This window comes from Streptococcus pseudopneumoniae, assembly GCF_001074565.1.
Classification (GTDB): domain Bacteria; phylum Bacillota; class Bacilli; order Lactobacillales; family Streptococcaceae; genus Streptococcus; species Streptococcus pseudopneumoniae_J.
On record NZ_JUQX01000019.1, the window covers coordinates 1 to 14,352 of the forward strand.

At 41.3% G+C, this 14,352-nt stretch carries 15 protein-coding genes and 2 pseudogenes; 1 reads left to right on the plus strand and 16 read right to left on the minus strand.

Annotated elements, in window-relative coordinates:
* The 7 genes and pseudogenes from ADI74_RS02585 to ADI74_RS02615 form a co-directional block, all read right to left on the minus strand.
* Positions 1-699 (minus strand): annotated as a pseudogene (locus ADI74_RS02585) (replication protein RepR); the annotation flags it as partial.
* A gap of 12 nt (positions 700-711) precedes the next feature.
* Complete coding sequence (locus tag ADI74_RS02590; protein ID WP_049536849.1) at positions 712-960, minus strand: hypothetical protein; 249 nt, start codon at positions 958-960, stop codon at positions 712-714.
* A 5-nt stretch (positions 961-965) separates the two neighbouring features.
* Positions 966-1,466, minus strand: a complete 501-nt coding sequence (locus ADI74_RS02595) for a hypothetical protein (protein ID WP_049536851.1) — start codon at positions 1,464-1,466, stop codon at positions 966-968.
* A 262-nt stretch (positions 1,467-1,728) separates the two neighbouring features.
* Positions 1,729-2,262: an ABC transporter permease gene (locus tag ADI74_RS02600; protein ID WP_049536852.1), complete on the minus strand. Its 534-nt coding sequence runs from the start codon at positions 2,260-2,262 to the stop codon at positions 1,729-1,731.
* A gap of 59 nt (positions 2,263-2,321) precedes the next feature.
* The gene (locus tag ADI74_RS02605; protein ID WP_049536853.1) at positions 2,322-3,608 is read right to left on the minus strand and encodes a response regulator transcription factor; all 1,287 of its coding nucleotides are present in this window, start codon (positions 3,606-3,608) and stop codon (positions 2,322-2,324) included.
* A gap of 11 nt (positions 3,609-3,619) precedes the next feature.
* Positions 3,620-5,290, minus strand: coding sequence for a sensor histidine kinase (locus ADI74_RS02610; RefSeq protein ID WP_080980338.1), 1,671 nt, complete (start codon positions 5,288-5,290; stop codon positions 3,620-3,622).
* Positions 5,268-5,882 carry a YesL family protein gene (locus tag ADI74_RS02615; protein ID WP_049536854.1) on the minus strand — a complete coding sequence of 205 codons (615 nt, stop codon included), beginning with the start codon at positions 5,880-5,882 and terminating at the stop codon, positions 5,268-5,270. Before ADI74_RS02615 ends, ADI74_RS02610 begins: the two co-directional genes overlap by 23 nt.
* A 133-nt stretch (positions 5,883-6,015) precedes the next feature.
* Between ADI74_RS02615 and ADI74_RS02620 the strand changes: the two genes are divergently transcribed.
* Complete coding sequence (locus ADI74_RS02620; protein ID WP_049536856.1) at positions 6,016-6,585, plus strand: MptD family putative ECF transporter S component; 570 nt, start codon at positions 6,016-6,018, stop codon at positions 6,583-6,585.
* A gap of 28 nt (positions 6,586-6,613) precedes the next feature.
* On the opposite strand, the gene ADI74_RS02625 is transcribed toward ADI74_RS02620, so the two are convergent.
* The 9 genes and pseudogenes from ADI74_RS02625 to ADI74_RS10700 all read right to left on the minus strand — a co-directional run.
* Positions 6,614-7,306, minus strand: coding sequence for a methionine ABC transporter permease (locus ADI74_RS02625; RefSeq protein WP_049536857.1), 693 nt, complete (start codon positions 7,304-7,306; stop codon positions 6,614-6,616).
* Between the two features lies 1 nt (position 7,307).
* A complete protein-coding gene (locus ADI74_RS02630) occupies positions 7,308-8,369 on the minus strand; it encodes a methionine ABC transporter ATP-binding protein (RefSeq protein ID WP_049536859.1) in 1,062 nt (353 codons plus the stop codon).
* Complete coding sequence (locus ADI74_RS02635; RefSeq protein ID WP_049536861.1) at positions 8,362-9,735, minus strand: M20 family metallopeptidase; 1,374 nt, start codon at positions 9,733-9,735, stop codon at positions 8,362-8,364. Before ADI74_RS02635 ends, ADI74_RS02630 begins: the two co-directional genes overlap by 8 nt.
* A 120-nt stretch (positions 9,736-9,855) precedes the next feature.
* Complete coding sequence (locus ADI74_RS02640) at positions 9,856-10,710, minus strand: MetQ/NlpA family ABC transporter substrate-binding protein (protein ID WP_000694533.1); 855 nt, start codon at positions 10,708-10,710, stop codon at positions 9,856-9,858.
* A gap of 154 nt (positions 10,711-10,864) precedes the next feature.
* Complete coding sequence (locus tag ADI74_RS02645; protein WP_049536862.1) at positions 10,865-11,707, minus strand: amino acid ABC transporter substrate-binding protein; 843 nt, start codon at positions 11,705-11,707, stop codon at positions 10,865-10,867.
* A gap of 103 nt (positions 11,708-11,810) precedes the next feature.
* A complete protein-coding gene (locus tag ADI74_RS02650; RefSeq protein WP_033605725.1) occupies positions 11,811-12,134 on the minus strand; it encodes an AzlD domain-containing protein in 324 nt (107 codons plus the stop codon).
* On the minus strand, positions 12,124-12,819 hold the full coding sequence (locus tag ADI74_RS02655) for an AzlC family ABC transporter permease (protein WP_080980337.1): 696 nt from the start codon (positions 12,817-12,819) through the stop codon (positions 12,124-12,126). Before ADI74_RS02655 ends, ADI74_RS02650 begins: the two co-directional genes overlap by 11 nt.
* Positions 12,820-12,976: 157 nt before the next feature.
* Positions 12,977-14,203 (minus strand): MFS transporter, encoded by a 1,227-nt coding sequence (locus ADI74_RS02660; RefSeq protein ID WP_049536863.1) that lies wholly within the window; start codon positions 14,201-14,203, stop codon positions 12,977-12,979.
* 70 nt (positions 14,204-14,273) lie between these two features.
* A pseudogene (locus tag ADI74_RS10700) lies at positions 14,274-14,352 on the minus strand (CPBP family intramembrane glutamate endopeptidase); the annotation flags it as partial.

Sequence of the window (14,352 nt, forward strand, 5' to 3'; positions counted from 1 at the left end):
ACTTGGGAAAGGAAGTTCTGATTGCTTCATCGACCAATCTAACCACTCCTGGAACGAATAGGTATAGTCAGGTTCAAAGAATTCGACATTATCGGTTCGAGGAATACGAGCAATCCCAAAATGGTTACAAGTCAAATCTACTGGTAAAGTTTGAGCAAAGTAATTTCTCAAATTTTGAGAGATGGCTTTAGCCACCTTTACCACTCGAAATTGGGAATGAGCTGTAACATAAGCTGATTCTGATAGGACAAAATAGGCTTGAAATCCCTTATCAGATTTTAGAATCAACGTCGGCATAAAACCTAGATCCAGAGAAGCAGTTAAAATATCTCCTGTAGTCATTTCTTCAGCTGCAGAGGTAATATCAAAGTCAATGTAGAATGTGTTAATCTGCCTAAGATTATCTTCAGAGTGGCCACGTGTAATCCGTCGACCAGCATCACTATAGCTTCCATAGCAATATACGTTGGGAGTCCAGTGTGTAAACTGATCCTGGTTCTCCAGCAATGATTCGACAGATGTTAAAACAACACCACGTGCCTTCACCATATTTGCTTTTGAACGATAAGCAAATACAGATCCTCGTCTTCCTTCTTCAGCTGAAGAGATGAGCTGTAGATGGCTATTCTTAAATTTTTGTGTTCTTAATCCGTCTTTTGTAATGATGGATAAGCATTTTAATAAATCAATCTTTTTCATGTTTTTTAATTTCTACAAATCAACTATAAGAATCTCTTGTTTTTTTAATCCACAAAATGGACAATACCCATATTCAGTAGTACTTGTATTGTGCTGATTCTCAACACTCACTTCTGCTATCCAGAAATACTCTTTTCTACAAGATGTTTTAATTGGAATTAAATCAATTTCATCCCTCTCCACCTTTGTTTCGTTTTGTAATAGTTCATCTAGAAGACGTTCCCAAGTACAAACACGCTCCTTTAATACTGCTTCTTTCATGATAATTACTCCTCATTGATTCTCAAACTTTTAGGTAGCTTTTTACTCGGTAAACAGTAACCTTCAGATAAGTCCCCTTTGCTATAAAATACAGGACTATTTGTCATTATGTGATCACTTCTTCTCCATCCTCGACGAAGTTGCTTGTAAGATAAAGAAACACGCTTCTCAATCTCTTTAAAACTAAATCCCAGCCTCAAATAGGTTGTTACAATAGCATCAGCATGTTCCTTGGACTCTTCGCTTCTTGTTCTTCGCTGAAAGTTTATTTGCTTATCTTCTTCATTTAATGCTATCTGATAAGCAATAAACAACTTTCTCATCTCCATAATTTTATTTTGCCAGGCTAAGCTATATGGTTGTCCTGAATATCGATTCACTAAGTCCTTTACTGGTTGTTTAAATTTCAGCTGAAGAGAATCGAATTCACCAAGGTCAGAAAACGGATCAATGAAACCTAGTGGTTCGCTTTGAATTAATTCATTGTATAGCGCTTCTCTGTCCATCCTAATATATCTCCTTTTGTCAAATGCACGTCATTGAGTCAAATAAACTTAACTGGATGGGTGTAGACGCTTGTTCGCTGTTTCCATTCTTATCATGATCGATAACGTCAAAGATTTCTAACGTATCTAAATTCAATACAATCTCCAATCCTACCATCGTTGAACTCCTTTCAAATAGATTTTAAGCGAACAAAAAAGAGAACAGATTTCTCTGTTCTCCTAAAAATATTGAATTATTTGATTTTCTAAAAACTCTTACCACTTACGCAACTTCCTCTGCTTCGACTTCCTCAGCCAAATCTTTTTGCTGGCGCCACATCTTGTAAAAGACTAAGGCTAAAAAGATGATATTGATAATCATGAACAAAATAACAGTTCCTTTTGCTAATGCTCCTATTCCTAAGCCTAGGGTATCATCTTTGATCAATTGAAGTGCATCTTGAATGTTCACAAAAGAATAGACCAAACCAACAATCGCTAGCAAAAGATAGCCAAGATAAGCATAGTTGGCAAATTGGACGTTTTTACGAACTAAGAACACAAAGGCTACCACAACTAAAATGGCAGATAAAACAATCAAAACTACATTAAAAATTGAGTGCGATGCCGCTGTTACTTGGTAGGTATAGTTAACCGTGTCTTCTATTTGCTGAGCAGTAAGGGACCCACTATTAGATAGACTCGCACGAAGAACTTCTTTGCTAGGGACTGGGCCCAAGATGCCAAATAATGACGAAGCAGAAATGAGTGCTGATAGAACTAACAAAATCCAGAGATAAATTGGTTTCTTTTTCATATTATCCTCCTATAAAACCTTTTGGACATTATAGCATTTTTCGTACAGAAATACAATTCTTACAGGCCTGTCTCGACTTGTTTACGGTATGCTTTTGGTGATTTTCCGCACAATTTACGGAAAACTTTGTAAAAATAGCCGACATTACTGTAGCCAACGGCATAGCAAACATCTTCAATACTATCATTGGTTGAAAGCAAGAGCTGTTGCGCTGCCTTAATTCGCTGTTTGTTGAGCAGTTCTGCAAAGGTCGAGTTGGTTTCTCGCTTAATCAGCTGACCGAGGTAGACTGGGTTAATAAAGAGATCCTTGCTAATATCCTTAAGTGAGAGCTCTTTTTGATAATCGCGGCCAATAACCTCCAGAACACTGACCACATTTTCATTCATACGATACTGGCCAAAGAACTTAGTCAAGGTTGCTTTGATGTAGGCAACCAATTCTTCAAAGGAGTTAATAGCATGGATGGCTTTGACAATCTCGGTCATATCATCCGCTTTTAGATGCTCAAACAAGTGGAAGACATCCATGACAAATTGAGTGAAGAGTTGTTTGGTGATAGCCACGCGCGGTGTGTTCTCTAAGACAACCTTCTCCAGCAGGGTCAATTCTTCGATGATTTGATTGATATTTCCTTGGATAATCACGCGATAAATCGGTTCGTAATAAGAAAATAGACTCTCGGATTTTTCTAGATTGACAGAACCGTAAAAGAGGGCTTTTTCTGCGTTGATCTTCCATTTTTCAAAGGCTTGTTGGTAGGGCGCTACAAAAGGCGTTACTACGATTCCATCTAGTGGTTGATCAGAGATGAAAATCTGCCAGTCTTGACCTAAAACATAGTAAGGTATAGTGAAAGAACCTTGTTTTTCCTTAGAAAGACCTATCCACCAGTTGTCTTTACCTGCTAAAAAGTTGACAAAGCCTTCTTCATCCAATTCTTGGCTGAGAGTCTGGCTCTGCTCCACCTTTTCCTGAAGTTGGCTCGCAATTTTTTCTAATAAATGACTCAACTCCACCTTATCCACTGGCTTCACCAGATAATCAACGACACTCAGGTTCATTGCTTTCTTGACATAGTCAAACTCCTGATAGCCAGACAGCAAGATATAATAGGCGTCTGGGAGAATCTCCTTCATCTCCTTGATCATCTCTAGTCCTGTTTTATCCGGCATATTGACATCCGAAATAATCACATCAACCGGATGATGCTTGACATAGCCCAGAGCATCGTCGGCATGATTGGCTGTTGCGACGACTTTCATATCCCATTTTTCAAAGGGAATCAAGCGCTTAAGCCCCTCTGTCACCATGTACTCGTCGTCTACTAATAAAACTTTATACATTTCTACCCTTTCTATTCATCCTGGATAGTGATTCGATAACGAACGCCTTCTTGCTCAGCTGATTCTACACTGATTTGGTAGCGATCCCCAAAATAGAGGACAAAGCGTTCGTGTACATTCACTATTCCGATTGACTGCCGCTCACCGCTATAGCTTGCTTCGTGCTCAAAACTTCTCTGAGCTAATTTCTCTTGCAAGGCAGCTAATTTTTCAGCAGGCATGCCACGACCATTGTCTACCACTAAGATTTCAACAAATCCCTCACCCTTCAAGACCTTGATGCTGATGACATTGTCTGTTCGGCGGTGGTCAATACCGTGGGCAAAGTAGTTTTCGACCAATGGTTGGAGCGTGAACTTGGGAATCTTCATATTTTCTAATTCTGGCGCGATCTTAAAGCCATAAGCTACTGACTTTGGATAGCGAACCATACAGAGATAACTGTATTTACGACAAAATTCTAGTTCTTGTTGCAAGGTCGTTTCACGCTCATCGGAGATATTGTTACGCAACAAGCTACTGAATTCATAGATAATATCCGCCAGCTCATCTTGGCTTTCCATCACTGCATACATGCGAAGAAATTCCAATGTATTATACATAAAATGCGGATTGATCTGAGCTTGCAAGGCTCGCATATTGGCATCTTTTTGGCTAAGTTCCAACTGATAAATATCGTGGATATTTTTTTCCAGTCGATCTAACATATCATTGGTTGTTTCTGAGATAAGAAGCAATTCCTGATCTTTCTCAGAGGTATCGATGCGAAGTCCCTCTTCTCCTTGGGCAATAACCTGAATAGACTCGACCAAGTCCACCACCTGCTTTTGATATTTCGAAAAGGTCTGTCTCAGAGTGATATACAAAATGATGATGAAGAGAATACTTAGTCCAATAATGACAGCAGAACTAGTCAACGTTCCCTTAAGAACAAAATCCTTAGGAACGGCTACACGAACTTGATAGCCATGAGAGGTGACTCCTACAAGCCAGTTCTCCCGCTCTGCTGACACCTTCTCCCCAAGCTGAAACATCTCCGTATCAAAAGGCGAAGTCACCGTCACAGCCATTGGGGTGTTGCCTCGGGTATTGTCAATAGCTCCACGCAAGACATCTGGGGATAAAGAGATGTAGATCACTCCTAAATCCTGATCAGAAACGGGATCGGATACAGGAATGGCAAAACTATTGGGAGCTGGTTTGAAATTTTCTGCTGGAATTTTCTCTCCACTTCGTTTCCCTCTGGTTGAAACAAAAACTTCTTTGTAATCTTGGAGGACAATTGCCACCCCTGTCACAAAATCATTACGAACATAGAGATCGTCGATATTTTCATACAAGGATACCGAGATATAAGGCGAAGCCTTGCGCTCTAATTGCCAATAAAAATAGTCTGGCGTACTGAGACTAAAGTACTTGTAAATCCCTTCGATACGAGCCTGATTTTCAACCAAAGTCTGGGCAAGCCGAGTCGACTCTCTATGGTAATATTCAATCTCACTTACTGTTCGAGTCGTCACGCGTTGAGCTACTCGCTGAGCTTCTTTCTCGCGCGAATCCCAGTCAGCATAGGAAATCATCACCGCAAAACTAGCAATGATGATGATCATAACGAGGCTATAAATTCGTAAAAGAGAGTGAAGCCAAAATTGCTTCATTCTATTTTGTCGCCAATTTTTCATGGATACTTTCATAAATAGGTTCCAACATATCACTAATAAAGAAATGCCACACACCAATTCCTACAAAAAAGAGGAGAGCAGGCATATAGTAACCAACTCCTACAAGCAAGCCTGTGCCAATCAGAACCTTGGCGATTGCTGGCAAGCTCATGAAAATCCCAATAAGAGACAATTTCACGGTATTTCGGTAGGATAAATCAAAATATACCTGAAGTTTCAAGGAAACAGTATAGGCTAGAAAGACAAGGGCCACTACAAGAACATTAAGAAAGGTTGCCAAGAGATGAAAAATAGTCTGATGGGGCAATTGAACCAAAAGATACAGTCCATAAACTAATACTAGATCTACAAATACAAAACTATAGAAAGCGAGGTTGCTCTTGACAAAGTTACTCTTATATAGTTCCCAAGCTTCTTTCAAGCTATAAGCCCGATAAGTATAACCGTGCTCAGCATACAAACTCATTAGGGTTGCACTAGCTGGTGCCAAACCAAAGACCACACCTCCTGCTAGTGTGAATAACCAGAAAAAAGCCGTTACAATCATTCCTAAAAAGAAACGATTAAAGACGAATTCTAGAAATTTTCCCATGATATCCTCCTTCAAACAACTGTGTAACTATTATATCATATTTCAAACGTTTTCAAAAATATAGAGTGTCCATTTACAATCCTCTAAAAGCGTGATACAATTGATTTTGTTAGTTTATATCAAGGAGAAACTCATGAAGAAAAATATCTTAACCACCCTCTTAGCTGTCGTCCTTTATTTCCTCTGTCTAGGGATTGGAGTAGTACTTGGTCACTTGGTTGACTCAACGGGCAATATGTTCTATGCTCCGGCTTTTTCAGCCCTTGTTGGGGGGAGCGTCTACATGTTTCTTCTGGTAAAAGTTCCTCGTTTTGGTGCCATTTCCACTCTAGGGCTCTTTATGGCTCTCTTCTTCCTAGCTAGTAAACACGGCGCTGGAGCCTTTCTACCAGCTATCGCCTGCGGTCTTGCAGCAGATGCTACCGCTCGCCTCGGTCACTATCAGGATAAGCTTAAAAATCTTTTCTCCTTCCTAGTCTTTGCTTTTAGCACAAGTGGTCCTATCCTCCTCATGTGGATCAATCCAGCATCCTACGAGGCAGCTCTCCTCGCTCGTGGAAAATCTCAGGAATACATTGACCGTATCATGGTCGCTCCAGAGCTAGACAAAATTTTTCTCTTTGTCGCAAGCATTCTCCTTTGTGCCTTGATTGGTGCTTTGCTTGGACAAGCCATTAGTAAAAAGTTTACACACAAAATCTAATCACTAAAAAAGAGCCCTTTGGCTCTTTTTATTTATGACTTAATTTCTTGGTCAAGAAATCTCCCAAGAACTGGATTGTAAAGATAATCAAGATGATAATGATGGTCGCCAAGATGGTCACATCGTGATTGTAACGGTTAAATCCATAGGCAATGGCCACATTACCGATACCACCAGCACCAACCGCACCGGCCATAGCTGTTTCTCCAACAAGGGAAATCAAAGTCACAGTCGTCACACGAATCAAATCTGGAAGACCTTCTGATAGGTAAACACCCACGATATCCCAGAAGGTTGCCCCGCTTGCTTGAGCCGCCTCAATAACACCGCCATCCAGTTCAGCCAAGACAACCTGCACCTGACGGGCAAAGAAGGCAAAGACTGCAAATGAAAGGGGGACAAGGGCTGCATTGGGCCCGATACTAGTCTTGACGATCAAGTGAGAAAGTGGCGACATGATTGCCAAGAGGATGATGAAAGGAACCGCACGGAAAATAGAGGTAATCTTGTCTAAAATCCAGAAGATAACCTTATTTTCCAAGACACCGCCTGGCGCTGTCAAGACGAGGAAAAGACCTGCCACCAACCCCAAGAACCCTCCGATGATGAAGGAAAGAACTGTCATATAAAGAGTAAGGTAAATAGCTGTTCCCCAGCCTGCCTGACCAGACCAGCCCATCTTGTAGACATTTGGCAAGTAAGTTTGAATCAAGTCTGTCATTTTACTGTCCTCCCTTCAGTACTTTTAACTGGACACCCGCTTGACGGATAGCTTCTTGAGCGCCTGCTAGCGCTGCTTTTTCACCAGACAGCACTACAACCAATTCTCCGACTGGAGTGCCGTCGAGGATTTCAATATTCCCATAGAGGATATTAGCTGTTACTTGGTAATGTTTGTACAATTCATTCAAAAGTGGTTCGTCTGTCGAAGCCCCTGCATACTTGAGTTGCACTAAAAGGCTATTCGCAGACAAATGCTCCACAATTTCTTGCTTCTCAATCTTGACCATGGCTTCGTCAATACCAGTGGCAGTTGAGATGAAGTCTTGAGTCAAAGGTTGTTTAGGGTCTGAGAAAATTTCAAGGACACTACCCTCTTCAATCAAATGACCATCCTGCATAACCGCCACACGGTTGGCAATATCTTTGACAATCTGCATTTCATGCGTAATCAAGACAACCGTCAAGCCTAATTTTTGGTTCAAATCTTGCAACAAGGCCAAAATCTGCTTGGTTGTCTTAGGGTCAAGGGCAGATGTTGACTCATCTGAAATCAAGATTTTTGGATCATTGGCCAAGGCACGCGCAATAGCTACACGCTGTTTTTGCCCTCCTGATAGTTGTGAAGGGTAGTTTTCAGCACGATCCGCCAAGCCAACCAAGTCTAACAACTTAGCTACTTTGGCCTTCTTTTCTTCCTTGCTGAGTCCAGAGTGTTTGAGGGCAAAGGCTACATTTTCCTCTGCTGTCTTTTGACTCATCAGGTTGAAATGCTGGAAAATCATCCCGATATCCTGACGTTTACGACGCAGCTGCTCTGCCGTCAAGGTCACCTTGCCATCAAAAATGACGTCGTTATCAATGGTAATTTTCCCTGCAGATGGCTTTTGCAAGAGGTTAATCACCCGTACAAGGGTTGATTTCCCTGCTCCAGAATATCCAACGATTCCGTAGATATCCCCTTCTTGGATGTGAATAGTCACATCCTTGACCGCTGTGATGGTTCTCTTCTTCTGGTGAAAAGTCACATCGATCTGATCTAACTTAATAATATCTCTACTCATAGCTTCTAATCAGCTCCTCTACTAATTCAATATGGGTGTAGTAATCGGCGATTCGCACGTTTTCATCTCCACCGTGGTCTCGGCTATTGGCATTTCCTAGACCGAAAGCCACCATTGGCACCTCTAGGGCATCAAAGACCGTATGCATGGGACCTGTCCCCGCTGTTGTCGGCAAGACTGATACACCCTGCGGATAGAATTTCTTGGCCAACTCGATGACATTGAGAATGGCTGGCGCGCTCATATCGCTTCGATAGCTCATCTCTCCCAAGGTATAGTATAATTCTACCTTATCAAAACCATTTTTGTCTAGCTGTTTCCGAATTTTTTCCAGAACATCATGTGGTTCTAAGCCAGGAACCAGACGAACTTCTAGCTTGGCATTAGCTTCTGCTGGCAAAATAGTCTTAACACCCTGACCTTGATAACCTGACTGGATTCCCTCTATATTGAGTGCAGGTTCAAAAAAGAAACGTTTGAGAAAGGCAGCGCGCTCCTCTTGTAAGAGAGGCAATTCCAAGCCGTAAATGCGACTGATTTCCCCAGGATTGCCTTGTGCATAGGTATCCACCAAGGCTAGTTCCCGTTCATTCGGCTCTTGGACATCATCGTACAAGCCTTCAACCAAGATACGACCATCTGCAGCGCGTAGGCTACTTAAGGCCTGGATAAGATACCATGGTGCTGACTCCACGACACCTCCATAACTCGAGTGGATATCCACATCCGCACTTTTCACCTTGGCATCAAAGGTCACGATTCCCTTGTTTCCACCAGAAATTTCTAACTGCTCCAAGGCATTTTTGGTTCCTTGCTCCCAAACTAGCAAATCTGCTCCTCGGAGTTTGTCTGCGTGTTTCTCTAAATACTTATCTAAATCCATAGAAGCAGACTCCTCTGCCCCTTCCATGATAAAGCTGATATTGACTGGCAGATCATCGTGGTTCTGCATATACTTTCTCAGAGCACTCAAACGAGCCGTGATGTGCCCCTTGTCGTCGTCAACCCCACGCCCATACATAAAGCCATTTCGCACAGAAAGTGTAAAGGGATCCTCTGTCCAAATCTGATCTCCGTCCGCTGGTACGGTGTCATAGTGATTATAGAAGATCAAGGTCTTAGCATCTGGACGCGAACTCTTGAAATGTGCCATGACAAAAGGCGCTGTGTAGCTCTCATCTATCTCGACTTCCGCTCCCACACGCTTGAAAATCTCACCCAGATAGTTTGCGACTTCCTTGAGCCCGACCTGCTGGGCAAAGACTGATTTCTTGGAAATCAAGGTACGCAAAACTTCAAAATAATGCTGGGCTACATGATCCTTTTCAAATTTTTCAATTTGTTCTTGTTCACTAGGAAAAACCATTTTTTCGCTCCCTTTCTAAGGACTTGTGTCTATGGACAGACTACATGATCATCTTCTTCAAAACCAACAGTCTAGACAAAAGCAAGAGGTGGAAACTCTCTCCCACCTCCCTATGTCTTATTACCAAACTGGTTGATCCAAACCGTCTGATGTTTCTTCGATAACTTTTTTCACTTCATCAGTGTGGTAAGCTGCGATAATTTTCTTGATGGCATCAGCTTTAGGTGATGATTCCCAATCTTTTTTCGCAACGATGATGTTGTACCATTGTTTTGAGTTTTCATCAGCTTGTTCTTTGAAGAGTGCTTTCTTGTAGTCCAATTTTGCTTCTGTAACGAAGGTATTGTTTACAACGGCAGCGTCAACTGATGACAATGAACGAGCTGTTTGGCTAGCGTCCAATTCAGTGATTTTCAAGTTCTTTGGATTTTCTGTGATGTTAGCAACTGTTGCAAGAGCAGTTCCAGAAACATCCAATTTGATCAAACCAGCTGATTGAAGCAAGTAAAGCGCACGGCTTTCGTTTGTTGCATCGTTTGGTACGGCAATTTCACCATTATCTGGGATTTCTTCCACTTTGGTGTACTTGTTTTCTTCTCCATTTTTACCTGAGTAAAGGCGGATTGGTGAGATGTACGTATCTGCAATCGCTACAAGATCTTTCCCGTTTTCTTTGTTCCAGTTGTTCAAGAAGTTGTAGTGTTGGAAAGCATTCAAGTCTACTTCGCCATCAGCAGTTGCCTTGTTTGGTTGTGAGTAGTCTGTGAACTCTGTGAATTCCAATTTAATGCCATCTTTTTCAACCAACTCTTGAATCTTGTCCCAACGTGCTTCTTCAGAACCACTACGGTTAACTGTTGCGATTTTAACAACTGTTTCGTTGTCTGCTTTCTTTTCTGAATTTCCGCAAGCTGCTAGAGTCAAACCTGCGACTGTAGCAAGAGCTGCTACACCGAGCCATTTTTTGATTTTCATGATTCTATCTCCTTTAAAAATAATACCGTACTAGTATCTCATACTTTATTTGATTTAGCAAATTGTTATTAGATAGGCAGACATATAGTTTGAAACTATATACCTAAAAATTGAGAAATCATCCGCCTTTCTCAGACTGGATGATTTCATACGACTATTTAATATCAGCTTCTGCTGGTAGGTAAGTGTCCCCGAAGAACTGTTTAGACAATTTTTCAAGTGTTCCGTCTTTATAAAGTTCTTGGATGCGTTTGTCCACAAATGATTTCAACTCATCTTGACCTTTAGCAAGTAGTGGGTAAACATAAGGTTGTTGGTCGCTTGGAAGTTCGATGACTTTCAAATTGTCCAAACCTTGGTTTTTGATAACTGTCTCAACACCAATCTTATCAAAAATCTTGTAGTCAAATTGTCCATCACTCAAACGAGACATGATTTGTTGGAAATCTGCCTTGGTGTAGTTAAGAACCGTTGGATTGTCTGCATGTTCTGTGTTATATGCTTCCAATTGTTTAGCTGAGGTTGTTCCTTGAACGACTTCAGTAGATTTTCCACCGATATCATCGAGCGATTTGATGCTATCGTCGTCTTTCTTCACAACGAGAACGTTAGGGTTTTTAGCAGTTGGAGCTGCGTAAAGGTATTTTTCTGCACGTTCTTTGGTATAGCTAAGGTTGTTAACAGCCATTTGATAACGGTCACTATCAAGTCCTGGGAAAATCCCTGACCACTCTGTCTTTTCAAACTTGACAGTATACTTGTCTGAGTCTTTAAAGATCGCGCGAACCACTTCAATCTCGTAACCAGTCAATTCACCATTTTCTTCATAGATAAATGGCTTTGGTGAACCGTTAGTTGCTACGACGATTTCTTTTTTACCTGATGTTGCTTCACCTGATGCTGCATCTTTCTTATCTCCACCTGAGCACGCTGCTAGTAGACCTGTGGCAACAAGCCCTAGGGCAGCAAGAGATGAATATTTAACGATTTTTTTCATGTCATTTCCTCCAAAATAGAATACTGTATTATCTTAACAGAAAAAAGAAATTTACGCCATTATATGATATCTATATCGGTGATAAGTTTTTTCTATGACTGATTTAAAAAACCAAACGCAAGACTGCAACCAAGACCACTCCAAAAAGAACCGTACCCACTAGATTGCGGTAGCGAAAGGCTACCCAAGCCGTTGGAAAGACTGCTAAAAAGTCCAGCCATTTGATCTGAGGAAGGCTGCCAACCTTGCCAGTCACTACGCTTGAAAGGATCAAGGCAAAGATAATGGAAACAGGCAAGAACTTCAAAAAACGCTCAACGATAGCTGGCAACCCCTTGTACTTAACCAAGATGAAGGGAATCATGCGGGGAATCCAAGTCACTAGGCCTGAAAAGATAACGGCTAACAAAAGATATTTACTGACCATCTAAGACCACCCCCATGGTACAACCTAGCAAGGTCGCAAAAAGAACAGCTAGCGACTGAGATACCACTGTCAAGAGCAAAAAGAAGGACACCGCAACAACGGCTAGGATCAGCAGCAGATTCCGTACAGGAACCCGTCTTTGCATAATCTGAAATTGCGAGGTAAAAATCCCGATAAACATCCCAACAAGGGCAAAGTCTAATCCAAAGACCTCAGGATTTGGAAGAAGCCCACCTAAAGCTGTCCCCGCAACTGTCCCAATAAACCAGGCTATATAACTATTGAGATTGTTCCCGTGCATCCACATAGGATTGACCTTGTCTGTATGGGCTAATTCTCCCATCAAAACCCCATAGGTCTCATCTGTCAGGAGACTGGACATGCCGATATTTTGCCAGAGACTAGTATGACGGAAATAGGTCGATGCATGTAAGCTCAGCAAAAAGAGTCGCAAGTTGATCAAAAAGACCGTCATAGCAATGGCTGCGACAGGCGCTTGTACCGCAATCAGTGCCAACATGGCAAACTGGGCGCTCCCAGCATAAACAAAGAGGCTCATCAAGCCCATCTCAACAGGTGTCACATAGGGCGCGCCAATAATCCCACAGGCCAGTCCGATACTGACATAACCAAGGGCCGTTGGCATGGCTGCCTGTGCACCTTCCCAGAATCCTTTTTCTTTCATCTTCTCCTCATATTCTCTCCAATTGAGTCTGTTCGTCATCACAGCCACAGCACGGACTATTATAACATATTCAAAGAAGAGAAAAAAGTCTGCTGATTTTGGCCGTCATAAAAAGACTGGCAATCCAGTCTCAAACACCTATTATACAAATTCTCCACTAAATGCTCTCGCGAATATGCAAGAGCATGACAAATGCGGTTAGGAGCAATAGTAACAGAATAAAGCTAACCGCTAGGGTCCCAAAACTTGTAGCAATCGTTACGAAAAAGATTGTGAATAGACTTGGTAAAACAACCGTAATAGCACCAATAGAGGATTGAACCGCTCCCATTGACTCCTCGGGTATTTGTTTAAATACGAGTTCTTGCAATCGAGGAGAGAGTATCCCTGCGACGAAGGCATCCAAGGAGCTGAAAAGCAGAATTAAGCCAAAATGAGCTGTGGCAAATCCTACTAGAAGGAGTAACTGAATGACGACCGAAGCGTATAGAGCTGTTTTTATAGAAATCGTATTTTTCAGATAGCCACTCACAAGACTTCCGACAATAAGTGCTAACAATTCTAGTGTTGATAACAAAGCGAGAGATTGACCAGTTTGTAAATTCAAAAACGGTTGGTTTCTTAAAAAAAGCGTCGAAATAGGAACAGTGACATTGATCACAGCTTGGCTGATAGAGACGATAAATAAAATGAAGATCACTCTATCCATATTCCAGATCAATTTAGATGATTGGAACAAATGCTGGTAAAACGATTTTACAGAAAGACCTTCTTGATAGCTAATTGTTTTTTCAACTTTCAAAAGATCATTTTTTATGAAGAGAATACCTACAAATGCTATCAGAAACGTAAGAGCGTTTAGCAAGGAAATGAACTGAATGGAAAGAATTCCTAGTAAAATCCCTCCTAGAATATTACTGATTGTCCGAACTAAACTAACTGTTGATTGTTTAAAGCCAATGGCTTCTGTCAGATGTTCTTTCCCAATGATTCTTATAAAAATAGGAGTTAGCATGGCTCCTGAAAAGTAACTCAATGCATCCGACAAGAGGTTCATTAAACAAATAAAGAACACGAGCCATAAGGAAAAGGACTGCCCTGAAAGCGAAAGTGCCACTATAGAATAAAGTACAAATTTGACAAAACTAATAACTGTATACTTTAGAACACGATGATGTTGAAAATCCGCCAAAACTCCCAGAAAGATTTGTAGAACTTGAGGAACAGTCTCTGAAATCGTGATGAGTAAAATTGCCAAGGGGGCAAACGAAGCATCTGCCACATAATTCAAAAAAGCAAGATAAAAAATCGTATCCCCAACCGTCGAAATCCACTGGTTGATGGTTAATTGCCTAAAATCTCTATTTTGAAGAAATACTTTCATCGCAACTCCTTTTTAAATTCAAATGGGAAGTTTTCCCCAAGGATAGACCGATATTACTGAGCACCTAAAATTACAGCAATAGTAAAATCTGACCAATGCCATTGTAGACTATGTGCAGTCCAATAGGCCAATAAATGGACTTTGTCACT